The sequence below is a fragment of the Streptococcus sp. 9903 genome (assembly GCF_013276625.1).
In the GTDB taxonomy this organism is placed as follows: Bacteria; Bacillota; Bacilli; order Lactobacillales; family Streptococcaceae; genus Streptococcus.
Map to the genome: position 1 here is coordinate 141481 of NZ_VMLI01000014.1, position 16701 is coordinate 158181.

Genomic DNA, 16701 nt, shown 5'->3' on the forward strand with positions numbered 1-16701 from the left:
CCTAAGCCAGAGCCTAAACCAGAACCTAAACCAGAGCCTAAGCCAGAAAATTCAAGTAGTATCCAGCCAGAATCAAAGACATCAGAAGAAAAACTACCAAATACTGGTACAGAAAAAAATTCTAATGTATCAACTATGGGATTACTAGCTATGGTAACAGGATTGGCATTAGGGTTATTTAAGAAAAAAGAAGAATCAGAATAATCTCAATGTTATGTTATCTATGTAATCATTCAGGGCATCTATTTAATTATTTTCAAATAGATTATTGAGCATGATTTGATTTTTAATAGCTTCTAAATAAAATATTCTATACTACTATATTTGGAATTTTTATAAGAAATTATTTTATATCGAGATTTGATGATACTGATAGAAAATTATTATTTTAAAGTAACTCTATCAGAACTTCAATTTTAAGAGATGAAAAATCTTTTCTCCCTTTTGTGAGGGGAGATTTTTCACTTTTGTCAAATGAAAATAGGGGAGAGAAATATGTCAAGAATTATTACGCTTCATTCTTTTACAGAAATACAGAGATATGGTTTTGAAACTACTCAGTTTTATCGAGCACGTATAGCAAGATATCTAGGAATAGATTATCTCCATCTTCTGACAAATCCTCAAGTTAGACCTGACTGGAAAGCTGATTTAAAAAAACTTGGATTTTTAGAAAAGGAATTAATCTGTGTTCCTCATAGTTTTTCTGATATAGGGCATGATTCCTTATCGGTTAAGCCTGAAACTCTCAATTTATCAGATAGTGATACGCTTGAACTCACTGCAGATGGTTTTGTTTCTTCTCTTACGTTAGGAGATGGCTCAGGTCGTTACTATTATACAAGTGGTCCATTTCTGTTTGAGAGTTTTAAGAAAAAAGAGTTACAGTGGTTTCATAAAAACGGAGACTTAGCGCTCGAGGGACGTTTCATAGACCCATTCATAGAACCTTCTCCTGTTTCTTTATTTTATCCTGAATATATTTTTCGAAAAGATGGAGTTATTTACTCTGAAGAAGATTTACTTGTCAAATTTTTGGTTGATATAGCTCAGGATACAGACTTAATTATTCGCGATCAACAAAGTATACCAAAGCCTAGTCTATGGAGATATATGGAAAACACGGGTAAGAATTACTATGAAGTGATTCATTCAAATGTTTTAATGAATATGTCACATGCTAATTTAAGGAAAAAGAATAACTATCTAGTTGCAAGTGAATCGCTAACAGAATCATTGCGTCAGCTAGATTATAACGCGAGATTTTTAGCTCCCATTTTTACAGAAAAGAAAGGGGAAGTTAAAGATATTGGTCCTATTTTAGACTATTGTTTAGTAGGGCATATGGAGGAAATAAAGAATATTGATCTGGTTATTGAAGTTTTTACGGAATTGTATAAACGCGGCTCAAATGTTCATATTACCTTTTATGGTGGATCGGAAAAAAGATTACAGCAACTTCGGAATCAGTATAACCTTCCACCAATAATTCAATTAAAAGGTATCGTTAACGAAGTGCCTTATCATCTGCACCAATGCTATCTGTCTGCTAGTTATACTGAGTTATTTTCAAATGCCTGTGTAGAAGCTTTGAGCCATGGTTTACTAGCCTTGCTATCAGATGTTGATATTGCTCATCGTTTTTATGCTGGCCAGTCCAATGCCATCAACTTGTTTAAAACTAAATCAGAGTTGATCCAAAAGATAGAAGAGATGGAGCAGACGGGCTATCGCCAGTCAAATGCAGAAAATATCGCCCTAGCGACCCACTATTCGCTAGGGACAGTGGCCCAAAGCTACCGCGAACTACTAGATAGGAAATTCTAGGATGTTGGGAATTCTAGTCACCCTATCGCTTTATTTCTGCTTGATTTCCTGGATAGCCTATCGGAAAAAAGGGAGTGAAGAGGACTATTATCAGGTTAAGAAAGCTGTTCCAGTGACAGTTTTGGCCTTCTCAGTCTTTGCGACCTTACTCAGTCCTATTTCCTTTCTGACTCTGGTGGGGAATGCCTATACAGGTAGGTCCTATCTCTGGTTTGCCCAGTGCGGGATTTTTCTAGCCATTCCACTAGCTCATCGCTACTTTCTGCCCCTCTATCAAAAGGGAAACTATGAGACAGCCTATCATCTTTTAGAGGACAAGTTTCAATCGACTGGCATTCGTTCACTGGCCTCGGGTCTTTTTATCCTCTACCAGTTGGGGCGAATAGCAGTGGTGACCTACTTGTTGTCTCAGGCCTTAGAGCCTTTTATCCCCATCAATCAGCTGATCTTGTCAGGTTTACTCCTTCTCTTGACGGTCTATTATCTGGCAAGGGGTGGTCTCTTGGTTGTGCTGTGGACGGACTTCTTTCAAGGCTTGGTCCTACTGGCTATATTGGCCCTCTTTCTACCAAGAATTGCCCAATCTGGTTTAGTCGTGAATAGCAGTCAACAGCTATCTCACTTTGCAGAGACGCTGGATGGGAAGACGGTCTTTATCTTAGTTGCAGGAGCAGGTTTTAGTAGCTTGTTTTCCTACGTTTCTTCGCAGGATATCGTCCAACGTTTTAATAGCAAAATGGGGCGTCAGAAGATTGGAAAAATCTTATGGATACAGGGACTTTTGTCCTTTGGGATTGCTAGTTTACTGTATCTGATTGGCTGCTTGATTCGTCAGGAAAATTTTGCTACCACATCGACCAATCCTGTTCTCATTGCTTACGCTCGGGAAGGTCTGGCGCCTTGGTTTGGCAGTTTTATCATGCTGGCTCTCTTGGCAGCAGGCCAATCCACAGTTTCATCCAGTATGAATGCAATCGTGACCTGCTTGAAGTTGGATTTTGCTTGGTCAAAGATTCGCTGGTCGCCAAGTCTCTTATCCTTTGTCTTAGCAGGTCTGTCCTGGCTCCTCTGCCTCTTGCTCATGAATGCAGAAATCTACTCCATCTACGAATGGATTAACGGCTTTATGGGCTTGACACTGGGTGTGATTGGTGGTTTGTACTTCTTGGTCTTACTCCTCAAAAGACCGAGTTTACAGTTAGCCAAAATCTATCTGGTCTTTAGTCTAGGAGCCTTGGTTCTCTATCATTACAGTGGCCTTTTTGCCAACCCCAATCCCTGGTTAAATAGCATCATCACTACCCTATCTGCCCTTTTTATCTCAATTCTAGGAAGACTATATGAAAGCAACATCTAAACCCATAGCTGTCATTTTGATCCGTTCGGGTTCACGCGGCTTAGTGGATAAAAATATCAAACCGCTTGCAGGCAAACCCTTGGTTTTCTATACCATTGAAGTCGCTCTAGCCTCCAAGTTATTTAGTGACATCTGGGTCTCCTCAGACTCACTCGCCTATCTAGAACTCTGTCGTCAAGCTTATCCAGAGATTTGTTGTGTCCATAGACCGAAAGAATTGGCCCTATCCACAACCTCTAGTTTAGAAACCTTACGAGACTTTTTACAGCCCTTTGAGGAAGAGCAGGTCTTTGTGAATCTACAGGTGACCTCACCCTTGAGAGAGGTGGAGCACCTCGTCGAGTCCTATCAACTCTACTGTCAGTCTGGGGCCGACCATCTGATTTCCTGTGTTAAGGCAGACAAGAGTCGTAGTCTTTACTTGCAGTTAGTGGAGTCGTCATTTATCCGTCCGCCTCAGGTTTCCAAGCACTATGCTCGGCAGAAAGAGCCTGTCTATTACTATCCCAATGGTAGTATCTGGATTTCTCGCAAGGACCTTTACCTACGAGATGAGACCTTTTACACAGATAAGACAGTAGCCTATGAAATGCCCAAACTCTATTCTTATGATATCGACGATGCCTTGGACTTTGAAGTCGTTGAGACCTTGCTGCACCATCACCACCTAGGAGAATCAAAGAGATGAAACACCTCATCATTGCCACAACGCCCTTGCAGGCCAAGATTGCCCAGCATATCAAGGGGCTCTATCCTAATCAGGACTTTGTCAGCCTTTATGTCAGTCCTGTCAAAAATGCCCGTCAGGAGCATTATGCAAAGGATTTTGACCATGTTCATTATCCTCAGACGACAGAGGACTTGGCTCAGATTTGTCAGGAGCTTGCCGGAGACTATGACACCATCTTTTATGCTAGCTTTGACAATAGCTTGATTCTGGACTTGGTTGCTAGTTCAAATTACCAGCACCTCATGAGTTTCGATGATGGCTATGCAGATATTTACCCTTTGGGAATGTATGCCCTCCCTCTTCAACCCAGTCAAGTGGGCTCTTTGGGTTTGACCAGAGATGACTTGATTGAGCGGACGGAAAAGCACTATACCCTCTATCGCAGTGACTACCATGTCGTAGCTAGAGAAAAGCTTGTTTATCTGGAGCATTTTTTTGACCTGCCACAAGCACCCGTCTCAAATGGTAAGACGGTCAAGGTCCTGTTGGGGCAAAAGTTCTCTGAAGAGGACGATCAGATCTCCATCCGTTTTATCAGTACCTATGCCAAGGCTTTGGCAATTGATCTCTATCTGCCTCATCCAAAGGAAACCTTCACTATTCCAAACGTGACTTACTTGGAGACGGAGCTGATCTTTGAAGATGTCCTAGCCCAACTCTTTCAAGAATACGAGTTCGTTCAGGTCTATCACTTCACCTCGTCTGTCAGCCTCCATTTGAAAGACCTGCCCCATGTGACCATCACAGGCATTTCCCTCCCCTACTATGAGGATCGTCAAAAAGAATTGCGACGCTTAGGTTGTCAGTTTGAAACGATTTCCCTTGGCTGGTAGCTTAAAGTAAATAACTTTTACCCGTTATTCTAATATTTTTCCATTTTAATAGTAGTCGATAAGTTCCCTTTAGTCTCTTGTTTTCTCCCGTTTTAAAGTGACTCAGGGGGCTTTTTTTGATATAATAAAAAGGACTGTTATCAGTTAGAAAGAGGTTGGTATGAAAGAATTACAAACTGTACTAAAGAATCATTTTGCAATCGAATTTGCAGACAAAAACTTATTGGAAACTGCCTTTACTCATACAAGTTATGCCAATGAGCACCGCCTCTTAAAAATTTCACACAATGAACGCTTGGAATTTTTAGGAGACGCTGTTCTACAGTTATTGATTTCAGAATATCTGTATAAAAAATATCCTAAAAAGCCTGAGGGTGACTTGTCTAAACTCCGTGCCATGATTGTCCGAGAGGAGAGTTTGGCTGGTTTTGCGCGTGATTGCCAGTTTGACCAATTTATAAAACTTGGTAAAGGAGAAGAAAAATCTGGTGGTCGCAATCGTGACACCATTCTTGGTGATGCCTTCGAAGCCTTTCTTGGTGCTCTCCTTTTGGACAAGGATGTGGCCAAGGTCAAGGAATTTATCTATCAAGTCATGATTCCTAAGGTTGAAGCAGGTGAGTTTGAGATGATTACAGACTACAAAACTCATCTTCAAGAGTTACTTCAGGTCAATGGCGATGTGGCTATCCGTTATCAGGTTATTTCTGAAACGGGTCCTGCCCATGATAAGGTCTTTGATGTGGAAGTTCTTGTCGAAGGCAAGAGCATTGGTCAAGGTCAAGGTCGTTCTAAGAAATTAGCAGAGCAGGAAGCTGCCAAAAATGCCGTTGAGAAAGGGCTGGATTCATGTATTTAAAGGAAATCGAAATTCAGGGATTCAAGTCTTTTGCTGACAAGACTAAGGTCGTCTTTGACCAAGGTGTGACGGCAGTTGTTGGACCCAATGGATCTGGAAAGTCGAATATTACAGAAAGTCTGCGTTGGGCCTTGGGGGAGTCCAGTGTCAAGAGTCTCCGTGGGGGCAAGATGCCGGATGTCATCTTTGCTGGAACAGAAAGTCGCAAACCGCTCAATTATGCTTCTGTAGTTGTGACTCTGGATAATCATGACGGATTTATCAAGGATGCTGGTCAAGAAATCAGGGTCGAACGTCATATCTATCGTAGCGGAGATAGCGAATACAAGATTGACGGTAAGAAAGTCCGTCTGCGTGATATTCATGACCTTTTCTTGGATACAGGTTTGGGACGAGATTCCTTCTCCATTATTTCCCAAGGGAAGGTTGAGGAGATTTTCAACTCCAAGCCTGAGGAACGCAGAGCTATTTTTGAAGAGGCTGCTGGAGTTTTGAAATACAAGACTCGCAGAAAAGAAACAGAAAGCAAACTGCAGCAAACTCAGGACAATCTAGATCGTTTAGAGGACATTATCTACGAGTTGGATAATCAAATAAAGCCTCTTGAGAAGCAAGCTGAGAATGCCCGAAAGTTTTTAGATTTGGAAGGTCAACGCAAGGCTATTTATTTAGACGTGCTGGTTGCTCAAATCAAGGATAATAAGGCTGAACTAGAGTCGACAGAAGAAGAGTTGGCTCAGGTTCAGGAACTCTTGACGAGCTACTACCAAAAGCGTGAAAAATTAGAAGAAGAAAATCAAACTCTTAAAAAGCAACGCCAAGATTTACAGGCTGAAATGGCCAAAGATCAGGGCAGTTTGATGGATTTGACCAGTCTGATTAGTGATTTAGAGAGAAAATTAGCCCTATCGAAATTAGAATCTGAGCAAGTAGCCATCAATCAACAGGAAGCACAAGCCCGTTTGGCTGCTTTAGAGGATAAGAGAAATTCTCTAAGTAAGGAAAAAGCTGAAAAAGAAGCGAATTTGGCACAGTTAGATGAAAATCTAGTCCAAAATAATCAAAAACTCAATCGATTAGAGGCTGAATTACTGGCTTTTTCAGATGATCCAGATCAGATGATTGAGCTCTTACGTGAACGCTTTGTATCTCTTTTACAAGAAGAAGCGGATGTCTCAAACCATCTGACCCGTATTGAGAATGAATTGGAAAATAGTCGTCAGCTTTCTCAAAAACAAGCAGATCAATTAGAAAAGCTGAAAGAACAGTTAGCTACAGCTAAAGAGAAGGCTAGTCATCAAAAAGAAGAGCTTGAAACTGCCAAGGAGCAGGTTCAGAAATTACTGACCGACTATCAAATCTGTGCCAAGGAGCAAGAGGAGCAGAAAACTTTCTATCAAGCTCAACAAAGTCAACTCTTTGACCGTCTGGATAGTCTCAAAAACAAGCAGGCTAGAGCCCAAAGTTTGGAAAATATCCTGAGAAATCATAGTAACTTTTATGCAGGTGTTAAGAGTGTTCTCCAAGAAAAAGACCGCCTTGGTGGGATTATTGGGGCAGTCAGTGAGCACCTGATCTTTGATGTCCATTATCAAACTGCCTTGGAGATTGCGCTTGGAGCTAGCAGTCAGCATATCATCGTAGAAGATGAAAATGCGGCAACCAAAGCGATTGATTTCCTCAAACGAAACAGAGCTGGTCGTGCAACCTTCCTTCCTTTGACTACGATCAAGGCGCGTACGATTTCTAGTCAGAACCAAGATGCTATTGCTGCAAGCCCAGGTTTCCTTGGGATGGCAGATGAGCTGGTTACTTTTGATACTAGACTGGAAGCTATTTTCAAGAACTTGCTAGCAACAACAGCTATTTTTGATACTGTAGAACATGCGCGTGCAGCAGCTCGCCAGGTTCGTTATCAGGTTCGTATGGTGACTTTGGACGGCACAGAGTTGCGCACAGGTGGTTCCTATGCAGGTGGAGCCAATCGCCAGAATAACAGTATTTTTATCAAGCCAGAGCTGGAGCAATTACAAAAAGAAATTGCTGAAGAAGAAGCAAGCTTGCGTTCAGAAGAGGCGGCTTTGAAGACCTTGCAAGACCAGATGGCTAGATTGACAGAAAGTTTAGAAGCCATCAAATCTCAAGGAGAGCAGGCTCGTATTCAGGAGCAAGGCTTGTCCCTCGCTTATCAGCAGACCAGTCAGCAAGTTGAAGAGCTAGAAACTCTTTGGAAACTCCAAGAAGAGGAATTAAATCGTCTTACTGAGGGAGATTGGCAAGCAGATAAGGAAAAATGCCAAGAGCGCCTTGCTACAATTGCCAGTGATAAGCAAAATCTGGAAGCTGAGATTGAAGAGATTAAGTCTAACAAAAACGCCATCCAAGAACGCTATCAAAACTTACAGGAAGAGCTAGCGCAAGCTCGCCTGCTTAAGACAGAACTGCAAGGACAAAAACGTTATGAAGTTGCGGATATTGAACGTTTAGGCAAGGAATTGGATAATCTGAATATCGAACAAGAGGAAATCCAGCGCCTTCTTCAAGAAAAGGTTGACAATCTTGAGAAAGTTGATACGGATTTGCTCAGTCAACAGGCCGAAGAAGCCAAAACTCAGAAAACAAACCTCCAACAAGGTTTAATTCGTAAGCAGTTTGAGTTGGATGATATTGAAGGTCAACTGGATGATATTGCTAGTCATTTGGACCAGGCTCGCCAGCAGAATGAGGAGTGGATTCGCAAGCAAACACGTGCTGAAGCCAAGAAAGAAAAGGTTAGCGAGCGATTACGCCATTTACAAAGCCAATTAACAGACCAGTACCAGATTAGCTATACTGAAGCACTAGAAAAGGCACATGAATTGGAAAATCTCAATCTGGCAGAGCAAGAAGTTAAGGATTTAGAGAAGGCTATACGCTCACTGGGTCCTGTCAATTTGGAAGCTATTGACCAGTACGAAGAAGTCCACAACCGTTTGGATTTCCTCAATAGCCAGCGAGATGACATTTTGTCAGCGAAAAACCTGCTCCTTGAGACTATTACAGAGATGAATGATGAGGTCAAGGAACGCTTTAAATCAACCTTTGAAGCTATTCGTGAGTCCTTTAAAGTGACCTTCAAACAGATGTTTGGTGGGGGGCAGGCAGACTTAATCTTGACTGAGGGGGACTTGTTGACAGCTGGGGTTGAGATTTCTGTCCAACCTCCAGGTAAGAAAATCCAGTCTCTTAACCTCATGAGTGGTGGTGAAAAAGCCTTATCAGCTCTTGCTTTGCTTTTCTCCATTATTCGTGTCAAGACCATTCCTTTTGTCATCTTGGATGAGGTAGAAGCTGCGCTGGACGAAGCTAATGTTAAGCGTTTTGGGGATTACCTCAACCGCTTTGACAAGGACAGCCAGTTCATCGTCGTAACCCACCGTAAGGGAACCATGGCAGCGGCTGATTCTATCTATGGAGTGACCATGCAAGAGTCAGGTGTCTCAAAAATTGTTTCGGTTAAGTTAAAAGATTTAGAAAGTATTGAAGGATGACAATTAAACTAGTAGCAACGGATATGGACGGAACCTTCCTAGATGGGAATGGACGCTTTGATATGGACCGCCTCAAGTCACTCTTGGTTTCCTATAAGGAAAAAGGGATTTACTTTGCGGTGGCTTCAGGTCGGGGATTTCTATCTCTAGAAAAATTATTTGCTGATGTACGTGATGATATTATTTTCATCGCGGAAAATGGCAGTTTGGTCGAATATCAAGGTCAGGACTTGTATGAAGCGACCATGTCTCGTGAGTTTTATTTGACGACTTTTGAAAAGCTGAAAACGTCACCTTATGTAGACATCAATAAATTGCTCTTGACTGGTAAGAAGGGCTCTTATGTGCTAGATACGGTTGATGAGACCTATTTGAAAGAGAGCCAACACTATAATGAAAATATCCAAAAAGTAGCGAGTTTAGAAGATATCACAGATGACATTTTCAAATTTACAACCAACTTCACAGAAGAAACGCTAGAAGCTGGTGAGGCTTGGGTAAACGAAAACGTGGCTGGTGTTAAGGCTATGACAACTGGCTTTGAATCCATTGATATTGTTCTGGACTATGTCGATAAGGGAGTGGCCATTGTTGAATTAGCTAAAAAACTTGGTATCACAATGGATCAGGTTATGGCTTTTGGAGACAATCTAAATGACTTGCATATGATGCAGGTTGTGGGACATCCTGTGGCTCCTGAAAATGCACGACCAGAGATTTTAGAATTAGCAGAGACTGTGATTGGTCACCATAAGGACCAGTCGGTTATAGCTTATATGGAGGGATTATAATGGCAGATATAAAATTGATTGCATTGGACTTAGACGGGACCTTGCTGACTACTGATAAAAGGCTGACGGATCGTACCAAGGCAACTTTGAAAGCTGCGCGTGATCGTGGTATTAAGGTAGTATTGACAACAGGTCGCCCTTTAAAAGCTATGGATTTCTTTCTCCATGAGCTAGGGACTGACGGCCAAGAAGATGAGTATACCATTACTTTTAATGGTGGATTAGTTCAGAAAAATACAGGTGAGATCCTTGATAAGACAGTCTTTTCATATGATGATGTGGCACGCTTGTATGAGGAAACAGAGAAATTATCACTGCCTCTTGATGCCATCTCAGAAGGAACAGTTTATCAAATCCAATCGGACCAAGAAAGTCTTTATGCCAAATTCAATCCAGCTTTGACCTTTGTTCTAGTGGACTTTGAAGATTTGTCTAGTCAAATGACCTACAATAAATGCGTGACTGCCTTTGCTCATGAACCCTTAGATGCAGCTATTCAGAAGATTTCTCCAGAATTGTTTGACCAATATGAAATCTTCAAATCACGTGAGATGTTATTAGAGTGGTCTCCTAAAAATGTTCATAAAGCAACAGGTTTGGCAAAACTAATCAGCCATCTTGGAATCGACCAAAGCCAAGTCATGGCCTGTGGTGATGAGGCTAATGACCTTTCTATGATTGAATGGGCAGGGCTTGGTGTTGCCATGCAAAATGCTGTTCCTGAAGTCAAGGCAGTCGCAAATGTGGTAACTCCAATGACCAATGATGAAGAGGCTGTCGCCTGGGCTATCGAAGAATATGTGCTAAAGGAGAACTAAGATATGGGATTATTTGACCGCCTATTCGGAAAAAAAGAAGAACCTAAAATCGAAGAAGTTGTAAAAGAAGCTCTGGAAAATCTTGATTTGTCTGAAGATACTGAACCTGCCCTTACAGAAGCTGAGGAACTTCCTCATGAAGAAGCAGAGGTTGAAAGTTCTGAAGAAGCTGTGTTTGAAGAAGAGGAAATCCAAGACACGGTTGAAGAAAGTCAGGACTCAGAGCCAGTTGTAGAAGTTCAACAAGAAGAAGTCGCAAAGGAAGAGAATCCTGAGCTTGAAGAATCTGTAGAAGAAAATAGTTCCGAAGTGCTTGAACCAGAAACCATTCAAGTAGAAGAAACTGTTCAGGAAAAATATGACCGCAGTCTTAAGAAAACTCGTACAGGATTCGGTGCTCGCTTGAACGCCTTCTTTGCCAACTTCCGTTCTGTTGATGAAGAATTCTTCGAGGAATTGGAAGAACTGCTGATCATGAGTGACGTTGGTGTCCAAGTCGCTTCTAACTTAACTGAGGAGCTACGCTACGAAGCCAAGCTTGAAAACGCCAAGAAACCTGACGTACTTCGTCGCGTCATCATTGAGAAATTGGTTGAGCTGTATGAAAAGGATGGAAACTACGATGAAAGTATCCATTTCCAAGAGGGCTTGACAGTCATGCTCTTTGTCGGGGTCAATGGTGTCGGGAAAACAACTTCTATCGGAAAACTCGCCCACCGCTATAAACAAGCTGGTAAGAAGGTCATGCTGGTTGCAGCAGATACCTTCCGTGCAGGGGCAGTAGCCCAGCTTGCTGAATGGGGTCGACGTGTAGATGCTCCAGTAGTGACTGGACCTGAAAAAGCTGACCCAGCTAGTGTAGTCTTTGATGGAATGGAACGTGCCGTGGCTGAAGGTATCGATATTCTCATGATTGACACCGCAGGTCGTCTGCAAAACAAGGACAACCTCATGGCTGAGTTGGAAAAAATTGGTCGTATCATCAAACGTGTTGTGCCAGAAGCTCCGCATGAAACCTTCTTGGCACTTGATGCATCAACTGGTCAAAATGCCCTGGTGCAGGCTAAAGAATTTTCGAAAATCACACCTTTAACGGGAATTGTTTTGACTAAGATTGATGGAACTGCTCGAGGTGGTGTTGTTCTAGCCATCCGTGAAGAACTCAATATTCCTGTAAAATTGATTGGTTTTGGTGAAAAAATCGATGATATTGGAGAATTTAACTCAGAAAACTTTATGAAAGGTCTCTTGGAAGGCTTAATCTAATCAGAAGCAAAAATCCTGCAAGGCATAAACTTGCAGGAAATTTTTTTATTCTAAACGACCATCTTGACGATAGGCGATATCTGGTTGCCAAGTCCATTTGGCACCGAATTTTTCAAGTAAGTCAAAGCTTGCTTGAGGTCCCATGCTTCCAGCTTTATAGTCATGAAGTGGGGCACCATTTTCAGCCCAGAGCTCTTCGATACGGTCAATCAATTTCCATGACGCACCAACCTCATCCCAGTGGCTAAAGTTAGTTGAGTTGTTATTTAGGACATCATAAATCAATTTCTCGTATGGTTCTGGAGAAGCACCAGTTGCGGTCGCATCTGTACGGTAATCAAGTGAGTTAGGAGCCAAGTTGAATTCTTCTCCTACTTGTTTCCCATTTAGGCTGAGAGAGAAGCCTTCTGTTGGTTGGATATAGATGGTCAAAATGTTTGGAGCAAGTGGTTCTCCAAAGATAGAGTCCATTTGTTTAAAGACAATGTTGACATGAGTTCCTTTTTCAGTCAGACGTTTACCAGTACGGAAGAAGAAAGGAACACCACGGAAGCGATCGCTGTCTACAAAGAAGGCACCAGATGCAAAGGTTTCAGTTGTTGATTCTGGATTTACATTTGGCTCGCTACGATAAGAGATGTATTTCATGCCATCAATCTTACCTGAACGGTATTGACCACGGATAAAGTGTTCTTTAAGTTCTTCATCAGTTGGATGATAGAGGTTTTTAAAGACCTTAATCTTTTCAGCACGAATCTCGTCCTTTGTGAAGCTGGCTGGCTTATCCATAGCAAGGAGGGAAAGAAGTTGCAAAGTATGGTTTTGTACCATGTCGCGGAGGGCACCAGATTGGTCATAGTAGCCACCACGTTCTTCTACACCCAAGCGCTCCGCAAAGGTAATTTGAACATTGTCGATAAAGTCCTTGTTCCAAACGTTTTCAAAAATCAAGTTTGCAAAGCGAACTGCAAAGATGCTTTGAATCATTTCCTTACCAAGATAATGGTCAATACGGAAAATTTGTTCTTCGTTAAATGTCGCTAGGAGTTCGTCATTCAACTTGCTTGCAGTTGCGTAATCTGTACCAAATGGCTTCTCAACGATTAAACGCTCAAAACCTTTACCATCTACAATGTTTTCCGATTTGAGGTGTTTGGCAATGGTTCCAAAGAACTGAGGTGCCATAGATAAGAAGAAAAGCTTGTTGTGTTCAGCTTGGTACTTGTCATTTAGTTCAGCCTGCAATTGACGCAAAGCAATGTAGTGTTCTGTATCATTGACATCATGGCTTTGATAGTAGAAGTGGCTAGCGAACTCCTGAGCCTGTTCGGTACTATCTGCCAAATCAAGGATAGATTCGACTACAACAGATTCAAAATATTCCTTGCTCCAAGGACGACGGGCAGTTCCAATAACGGCAAAGTGCTCGGAAAGATTGCCGGATTTATATAGTCTAAATAGGGAAGGGTAGAGCTTGCGTTTAGCCAGGTCTCCACTCGCACCAAAAATTGTAACAATAACCTTAGATGACATCTAGCTACCTAATTTCTATTTTTATTCCTAGTCTTGCTAGGTATGAGGAAATCTCATTTCATAAACTTAATTCTAACATAATTTTCCGAAAAATCAAAAAATCCAATACGAGATAGAAAAAAACTGCAAGGAAATCCTTACAGTTTGAGCTTAGACGTTTAAGACCTTGTCCAAGAACTCTTTCAGACGAGGGTGCTGTGGGTTATCAAAGATTTGGTCAGGTGTTCCGTCTTCTAGGAACTCGCCATCTGCAGTAAAGATAACGCGGTTGGCAACCTGACGAGCAAATCCCATCTCATGGGTTACGATAATCATGGTCATACCTTGCTCAGCCAATTCCTTCATAACGTTTAGTACGTCTCCAACCATCTCAGGGTCAAGGGCAGAAGTTGGTTCATCAAAGAGCATGATGTCTGGGTTCATTGCTAGTCCACGAGCGATGGCAACACGTTGTTTTTGACCACCTGATAGGCTATCTGGGTTGGCATTAGCTTTATCTGCTAGTCCAACCTTTTCAAGCAACTCCATTCCCAATTTCTCAGCTTCTTCCTTAGTCATCAACTTATGCTCAATAGGAGCAAAGGTGATGTTGTCCAAAACAGACATATGTGGGAAGAGGTTGAAGTGTTGGAACACCATTCCGATATTTTCACGGACATGGTCAACGTTGGTTGTTTTTTCAGTTAAGTCATAGCCGTTCACAGTGATGTGACCACTCGTAACTTCTTCAAGCAGATTAAGGCTACGAAGGAAGGTTGATTTACCAGAACCTGAAGGGCCGATGATACAAACAACGTCTCCTTCATAGAACTTAGTTGTAATTCCTTTTAAAACTTCATTTTTTCCGTAGCTCTTGTGTAAATCATTTACATCAATTTTTAATTTTGCCATTAACGAATCCTCTTTTCTAAGCGTTTCGCTAGTTTAGTCAAAAGTGTGATAATTACAAGATAGAAGATAGCAAGGATTGCATACATCTTGAAACTTTGGTAGTTACGGGCAATGATAATCTTACCAGTTTGGAAGAGTTCAACCAAACCGATAGCAGATACGATAGTTGTATCTTTAAGAGCGATAACGAATTGGTTAACAAAGTTTGGCAACATCAATTTAGTTGCTTGTGGCAAGATAATCTTACGCATGGTTTTTCGATAAGAGATACCCAAGCTTCGGCTAGCTTCCATTTGTCCAACTGGAACGGCCTGAATACCACCACGAACGATTTCAGCGATATAAGCAGCTGCATTGAGCGATAGGGCAATGGTACCAGCTACAAAGTCGTTAATTGGACTTTGTTGTCCTGTAATAGACTCAATGAAGTTTGGAATTCCCCAGAAGATGAAGGCTGCAAGAATCATCAATGGAATACCACGGATAACGTCAACGAAAATCTCAGAGATCACACGAAGAGATTTGTATGGGCTAACGCTAAACATACCGAAGATAATCCCGATGACAATGGCAATAGCAAACGAGATAAGAGCTAGAGCAAGAGTGATGCCAAGACCGCTAAGGAGTTGTTTGTAGTTGTTTTGGAGCAAGCCCCAGATTGTAGTTTCGTCAACAGTGCTTGTTGAAGCAGTTGAAGATTCGCTAGCTAGGTATTTGTCAAGAATCTTTTGGAATTCACCGTTTGCTTTAAGGTTTGCAAGTCCGTTGTTGAACATTTCAATCAATTCAGGATTTGTGCCTTTTTTAACGGCAAAGGCTGTTTCACCGATTGGAGTTCCAGCGATTGGTGTTTTCAATTTTTGTCCTTGGCTGATAGAATATTTGAGGACAGGCTCATCATCCATAACGGCATCAATGGCACCAGTGTTTAAACTGTCATACATTGATGAACCATCAGCGAAGGTTTTGATTTTGTAGCCGTATTTGCTTTGATTTTCTGTTAGGAAGGTTTGAGAAGCAGTTCCGTTTTTAACACCAACTGTCTTCCCTTTCAAATCTTCATAAGAAGCAATGGTACTTGATTCTTTGACACCAAGGATTGTATTAGCAGTGTAGTATGATTCTGAGAAGTCAAAAGTTGCCTTACGAGCATCTGTGACAGACATACCAGCAATGATACCGTCAGCTTGTCCAGCTTGAACAGCACTGATAGCAGCATCGAAACCAGGGTTGGTGATTTCAATTTCAAAACCTTGGTCTTTAGCGATTGCCTTAATCAATTCCATATCAATACCAGTGTATTGGTTGCTTGAATTTTGGAAAACAAAAGGTGCAAAAGAAGAATCGCTGGCAATGATATATTTAGCCTTAACGGGAATAGCTTTTAAGCCTGCAAGAGTAGTTGTAGTTGGCACTGCTGAAGACGATGAAGCAGTCCATTTTTTGATGATTTTATCAAGGCTACCATCTTTTTTCATTTCAGCCAAGGCTTGGTTAAATTCAGTGACTAGGTGCTCGTATTTGCTTCCTTTTTTTACACCGAAAGCAAAGCTACCTACAGCTTCACCATCCATTTCAATATGAAGGTCTTGACCTTGGTTAATGGCATACTCGATAACAGGTTTGTCATCCATCATAGCATCAATGGCACCAGCACTTAAGCTGTTGTTCATCAAATCACTAGTGTCAAATGTTTTAATAGTAAAGCCGTATTTATCTTTAATCGTTTCTAGGAAACGTTGAGCGGCTGTTCCGTTTTTAACACCAACAGTTTTACCAGACAATTGGTCGTACTTGCTAATCTTGTGTGCCTTTGTAGTTGCAATGACAACTTTTGTGTCATAGTAAGTATCAGACATGGTGAAAACTTTTTCACGTTCTTTCGTCTTTGTCATCCCTGCCATGATAGCGTCAGCTTGACCAGCTTGAACCGCATTGACCGCTGCATCAAATCCAGGATAAGACATCTGAATGTTCCATCCTTTAATCTCAGCGACTTTATTAATAATGTCAACATCAATTCCTTTATAAGTTTGATCTGAATCTTTAAACTCAAAAGGTGCATAGGCGGTATCAGACACAATCTTAATCGTTTCAGCTTTGACAATACCTAATGAGAAAATTGGGAATAAAATTAGCAAAAATGCTAGAAATTTTTTCTTCATTTTTAGTCTCCTTTTCCGAATATTTTCCCATTATATCAGAAAAAGTAAAAAAAGGCAAATTTTTATAGTTCTGTGTTAGAAAATATAACATCCATAATTCT

13 protein-coding genes are annotated in these 16701 nt (G+C 41.3%); 10 read left to right on the forward strand and 3 right to left on the reverse strand.

What is annotated here, in order from left to right:
- From HT696_RS06745 to ftsY, 10 genes are all read left to right on the forward strand, one after another.
- On the forward strand, window positions 1-204 hold a 204-nt coding region (locus HT696_RS06745), incomplete at its 5' end, for an LPXTG cell wall anchor domain-containing protein (protein ID WP_173283461.1).
- Window positions 205-495: 291 nt separating this feature from the next.
- Window positions 496-1827, forward strand: a complete 1332-nt coding sequence (locus HT696_RS06750; RefSeq protein WP_173283462.1) for a glycosyltransferase — start codon at window positions 496-498, stop codon at window positions 1825-1827.
- A gap of 1 nt (window position 1828) precedes the next feature.
- Window positions 1829-3184, forward strand: a complete 1356-nt coding sequence (locus HT696_RS06755; RefSeq protein ID WP_173283463.1) for a sodium:solute symporter — start codon at window positions 1829-1831, stop codon at window positions 3182-3184.
- Window positions 3168-3872: an acylneuraminate cytidylyltransferase family protein gene (locus HT696_RS06760; protein ID WP_173283464.1), complete on the forward strand. Its 705-nt coding sequence runs from the start codon at window positions 3168-3170 to the stop codon at window positions 3870-3872. The genes HT696_RS06755 and HT696_RS06760 overlap by 17 nt, the downstream gene beginning before the upstream one ends.
- The gene (locus tag HT696_RS06765) at window positions 3869-4747 is read left to right on the forward strand and encodes a glycosyltransferase family 52 (RefSeq protein ID WP_173283465.1); all 879 of its coding nucleotides are present in this window, start codon (window positions 3869-3871) and stop codon (window positions 4745-4747) included. Before HT696_RS06760 ends, HT696_RS06765 begins: the two co-directional genes overlap by 4 nt.
- Before the next feature lie 160 nt (window positions 4748-4907).
- Entirely contained in the window at window positions 4908-5606 is a 699-nt protein-coding gene (gene rnc, locus HT696_RS06770; protein ID WP_000661487.1) for a ribonuclease III, read from the forward strand.
- Window positions 5597-9136 carry a chromosome segregation protein SMC gene (gene smc / locus HT696_RS06775; protein ID WP_173283466.1) on the forward strand — a complete coding sequence of 1180 codons (3540 nt, stop codon included), beginning with the start codon at window positions 5597-5599 and terminating at the stop codon, window positions 9134-9136. Before rnc ends, smc begins: the two co-directional genes overlap by 10 nt.
- Entirely contained in the window at window positions 9133-9927 is a 795-nt protein-coding gene (locus HT696_RS06780; RefSeq protein ID WP_173283467.1) for an HAD family hydrolase, read from the forward strand. The genes smc and HT696_RS06780 overlap by 4 nt, the downstream gene beginning before the upstream one ends.
- Window positions 9927-10745: a Cof-type HAD-IIB family hydrolase gene (locus HT696_RS06785; protein ID WP_173283269.1), complete on the forward strand. Its 819-nt coding sequence runs from the start codon at window positions 9927-9929 to the stop codon at window positions 10743-10745. Before HT696_RS06780 ends, HT696_RS06785 begins: the two co-directional genes overlap by 1 nt.
- 3 nt (window positions 10746-10748) lie before the next feature.
- On the forward strand, window positions 10749-12011 hold the full coding sequence (ftsY, locus tag HT696_RS06790; protein WP_173283271.1) for a signal recognition particle-docking protein FtsY: 1263 nt from the start codon (window positions 10749-10751) through the stop codon (window positions 12009-12011).
- 45 nt (window positions 12012-12056) lie between these two features.
- Here the strand turns inward: ftsY and zwf are convergent, their stop codons facing one another.
- From zwf to HT696_RS06805, 3 genes are all read right to left on the reverse strand, one after another.
- The gene (gene zwf / locus HT696_RS06795) at window positions 12057-13544 is read right to left on the reverse strand and encodes a glucose-6-phosphate dehydrogenase (RefSeq protein ID WP_173225836.1); all 1488 of its coding nucleotides are present in this window, start codon (window positions 13542-13544) and stop codon (window positions 12057-12059) included.
- Between the two features lie 150 nt (window positions 13545-13694).
- The gene (locus HT696_RS06800; protein ID WP_050315938.1) at window positions 13695-14435 is read right to left on the reverse strand and encodes an amino acid ABC transporter ATP-binding protein; all 741 of its coding nucleotides are present in this window, start codon (window positions 14433-14435) and stop codon (window positions 13695-13697) included.
- Window positions 14435-16600: an ABC transporter substrate-binding protein/permease gene (locus HT696_RS06805; RefSeq protein ID WP_173283272.1), complete on the reverse strand. Its 2166-nt coding sequence runs from the start codon at window positions 16598-16600 to the stop codon at window positions 14435-14437. The genes HT696_RS06800 and HT696_RS06805 overlap by 1 nt, the downstream gene beginning before the upstream one ends.
- Window positions 16601-16701: the final 101 nt, after the last annotated feature.

Excerpts from the sequence above, each read along its gene's own strand:
- HT696_RS06780 (WP_173283467.1), top strand. The coding sequence starts at position 9,133 with ATGACAATTAAACTAGTAGCAACGGATATGGACGGAACCTTCCTAGAT.
- HT696_RS06750 (WP_173283462.1), top strand. The coding sequence starts at position 496 with ATGTCAAGAATTATTACGCTTCATTCTTTTACAGAAATACAGAGATAT.
- ftsY (WP_173283271.1), top strand. The coding sequence starts at position 10,749 with ATGGGATTATTTGACCGCCTATTCGGAAAAAAAGAAGAACCTAAAATC.
- HT696_RS06805 (WP_173283272.1), bottom strand. The coding sequence starts at position 16,600 with ATGAAGAAAAAATTTCTAGCATTTTTGCTAATTTTATTCCCAATTTTC.
- HT696_RS06760 (WP_173283464.1), top strand. The coding sequence starts at position 3,168 with ATGAAAGCAACATCTAAACCCATAGCTGTCATTTTGATCCGTTCGGGT.
- HT696_RS06765 (WP_173283465.1), top strand. The coding sequence starts at position 3,869 with ATGAAACACCTCATCATTGCCACAACGCCCTTGCAGGCCAAGATTGCC.
- HT696_RS06800 (WP_050315938.1), bottom strand. The coding sequence starts at position 14,435 with ATGGCAAAATTAAAAATTGATGTAAATGATTTACACAAGAGCTACGGA.
- zwf (WP_173225836.1), bottom strand. The coding sequence starts at position 13,544 with ATGTCATCTAAGGTTATTGTTACAATTTTTGGTGCGAGTGGAGACCTG.
- rnc (WP_000661487.1), top strand. The coding sequence starts at position 4,908 with ATGAAAGAATTACAAACTGTACTAAAGAATCATTTTGCAATCGAATTT.
- HT696_RS06755 (WP_173283463.1), top strand. The coding sequence starts at position 1,829 with ATGTTGGGAATTCTAGTCACCCTATCGCTTTATTTCTGCTTGATTTCC.
- smc (WP_173283466.1), top strand. The coding sequence starts at position 5,597 with ATGTATTTAAAGGAAATCGAAATTCAGGGATTCAAGTCTTTTGCTGAC.
- HT696_RS06785 (WP_173283269.1), top strand. The coding sequence starts at position 9,927 with ATGGCAGATATAAAATTGATTGCATTGGACTTAGACGGGACCTTGCTG.